Raw genomic sequence first — 730 nt, forward strand, 5'->3', positions numbered from 1 at the left:
GTCCTCCCCTGAAACGCTGGTTTTACCCTGATTCTAGACGAAATACAGGTCAGAATTCAACATCTACAACTGTAGTAATTGCCAGTCTTCTGATGTAATCTCTGTTCCAGCCATTTTAGAAGAGGACGAAAACTCAAACGAAGTCATAAGCCTAGTGAGAAAGGCTTATCAAGTGAGAAAAGAATTAGACTCCTGTGAGTTGATAGAATATTTTTTTGAAAACGTTATATCACAATAGTTCGGACAATTTTTGACAGAAAAGCTATCCATCGGATAGGGTGCAACTACTAAATCAAGCGCACCGGATAGATAGCTATGGAAGCCATTGTACAGAGCCTACTGACCAAAGTGGGCGTTTTCGCAAACCGCCAGTGACCTTTTTCGTGACGCTGTTTTCAACGATTCTGGTTGTCTGCGGCAAGGTCAACTTCACGAATTTGAGCCGCTATAGTGAGTTGCATGAGAAGACGTACCGACGGCACTTCGGGGCGGAGTTTGACTTCACCTCGTTCAATGTCGAACTGGTCAACCTTGGAGCTAGGACAGAACAGGCGTTGCTGTTGGTGATGGATAGCTCGTTTATTCCCAAGAGCGGCAAGGCGACGGAGGGCATCGACTGGTATTGGAATGGTTGTGCTAGCCGGGTAGAGAAACAGGGCTGATCTATTGAAAGAAGGAAAATAGTTTCTGGACATCGTGCGCCAAGAATCGCAGCCCTCTGGTGATCGAA

1 protein-coding gene is annotated in these 730 nt (G+C 45.9%); it reads left to right on the top strand.

The window, feature by feature from the left end; translation table 11 throughout:
• The first annotated feature begins 371 nt into the window (after positions 1-371).
• Positions 372-662, top strand: a complete 291-nt coding sequence (locus C7B65_RS27110; protein WP_106254259.1) for a hypothetical protein — start codon at positions 372-374, stop codon at positions 660-662.
• Positions 663-730 lie beyond the last annotated feature (68 nt).

The organism is Phormidesmis priestleyi ULC007 (assembly GCF_003003695.1).
Classification (GTDB): domain Bacteria; phylum Cyanobacteriota; class Cyanobacteriia; order Leptolyngbyales; family Leptolyngbyaceae; genus Phormidesmis_A; species Phormidesmis_A priestleyi_A.